1 protein-coding gene is annotated in these 2,234 nt (G+C 45.7%); it reads right to left on the reverse strand.

All coding sequences use genetic code 11. The features are described from left to right. Positions 1 to 286: 286 nt before the first annotated feature. Complete coding sequence (locus FHS77_RS15945; RefSeq protein ID WP_184224897.1) at positions 287 to 2,176, reverse strand: type IV secretory system conjugative DNA transfer family protein; 1,890 nt, start codon at positions 2,174 to 2,176, stop codon at positions 287 to 289. Positions 2,177 to 2,234 lie beyond the last annotated feature (58 nt).

A 2,234-nucleotide genomic window follows, 5' to 3' on the forward strand; every position in this document is an offset into this window, starting at 1 on the left:
ACCCACATAAAGCTTTAGGATATCGTTCACCCCGTGAGTTTATCGCGGAGCAAATTAACCAGTAAAAATGACCGATCTTTCGGGGGCAACTACACCCACCAAGGTCAAGTCTTTCGTGTTATCACCCACCATCTTTCGTGCTTTTACCCACCATCTTTCGTGTTATCACCCACCGACCTATCGAATAAATACATATAAAACAAATACTTGACGTATGTTTTTTGGTGCGTAACACTATATTAACACATATATAACACTAGGCGACTGTGGATAACCTTATGAAATTTCATAAAACCAACGGATTTCCATCAAATTTCCCATCATAATTTTTACGTTTAAAATAAATATTTTGCTTAGCTTTGAGTGGATTACGATTGCCGACCAACAGCAAAAGTTCATCGGTTTTCATTCCCATAATCTGCTCAGCAGTCATTATTTTTTGACGCTGCTCAGAATATGAAAAATCCCGTTTTTCGTTAATCCTTTTTGCTTCTCGAACTTGCTGGGAATAAACAGTATTGTCTCCGAAATGTCGCGCTACCCATTCAGCTGTTTCAATATCATTGAGATTAAAAACTCGGTTGGTAATGCAGGACCCAAAAATAGAACGGGCATCATTTGGTCCATACGCCTTCTCAACTTGGCCCGTATCTTGGGTCACGAACAACGCCTCAACGCCAGCGCCTGCTGCGACGTTAGCGATATTCATAATCTGCTCCATCCGTCCCATCCGCACAAATTCATCAAGGGCAAGGAGAATAGGGGCTTTCACTTTTCGTCGCCCATCTTGGCGAACGACAGTTCCTAAAACCAGATTGATAAATAGGCGCATAAACACTGCCTGCTTATCCACTTGATCCAACGGAACTACGATGAATAGATCTACTTGATCCTCAAGAAGATCATCCATGTTAAAACTGGAGCGCGCCAAAAAGTGACGCATATTATCTGATTGCATCCATTCAAAGGCTTTCGAAACAGCCGTTTGAATTGAACCGCGTTCTCTGTCTCCTGCACGTAAAATAGTCGCAGCTGTCTGAGCAGGGCGGTGCCCTACAAGATCTTTGTTTTTAACCCAAGCCTCGAGAGTTGCATCTAGGTTTCCAGATAAGAGAAGATCTGTAACCGCGATCAGGTTGCGGCGACTGGGCTCTTCTTGCGTAACGACCACTTCAATCGCAGCCGTTACGAGCTGCCGTGCCATTTCAGAGAAATGTGCGCCATCCCCTGGATCGGGTCTTACTAAGCCATCTGCAACAAGAGCTATGTCCCGCCCTAATTCGTTCGGACGAATATAATCCAAAGGATTAAACTGGTCATTGGAATCCTCGATAATCCCGAAAGGATTAAGCACAGCGACTTTTCTACCAAGTGATTGCCGATAACGACGGGTTACCGCAAAATTCTCCCCCTTGATGTCTAAAACAACAACCGGTCCTTGATGATCAATAATTGCTGGGATTACGGCACTGACGCCTTTGCCGCCGCGTGTGCCAGAAACAACAAGATGGTGGCCGCCACGCCAACCCTTCGCATCATTTTTCAGATAGCGTAGTAATTTACCATTATGGAGCGCCAGCGGCAGGCCTGTCTTATTGCTTGCAAGACAGGCAATATCCCGCGGGCTCATCCATCCTGCTTGCCACGGACCGGTATTCGATTTTCGATTGCGGCCAATACGAGGATCTAAAATCGAGCCTAGTGGGATGATGATCGCTAATGCTCCAACAGTGACCCCAAGGGCTAAAGATATCAGCATCGCCTGTTGATGAGGGGCAGAATATCGGTTTAATCCCTTAAATGCTTCCCAAATTCCACGCGGAAGCGACCATCCTGCACTTGTCCATGCCTGGACAGTGTTCTGCACGTCGCCAAATACGCCTTTTAAGGGCGCTAGAGCGATCAGTGCTGCCAAAGGTAGACATATCCATGCGATGACCTTTAATGGCGCTCTACGGCCTTCTGTAGCGCGCCCAAGGGTGTCTAATATCAAGGCAAGGGCTATTATCAGAAAAGCATAAGTAGTTATTGGATATATTGCGACCACGTTAGGCAGGAAAATTACGGCTGAAACGGCTAAAATCACAGCAATGATCATGGTGACCCAATGGCGGGTTTCCAGCATAAAAGAGACTGTTTTGTTGATTACCACTGAGAACTGACCCGGTTTTTCCACCGAGACTTGACCCGCCTTTTAATTAATGTTCATTTTTTTAGTTACGGTCAAGGTTGCT

The organism is Paenochrobactrum gallinarii (assembly GCF_014205685.1).
In the GTDB taxonomy this organism is placed as follows: Bacteria; Pseudomonadota; Alphaproteobacteria; order Rhizobiales; family Rhizobiaceae; genus Paenochrobactrum; species Paenochrobactrum gallinarii.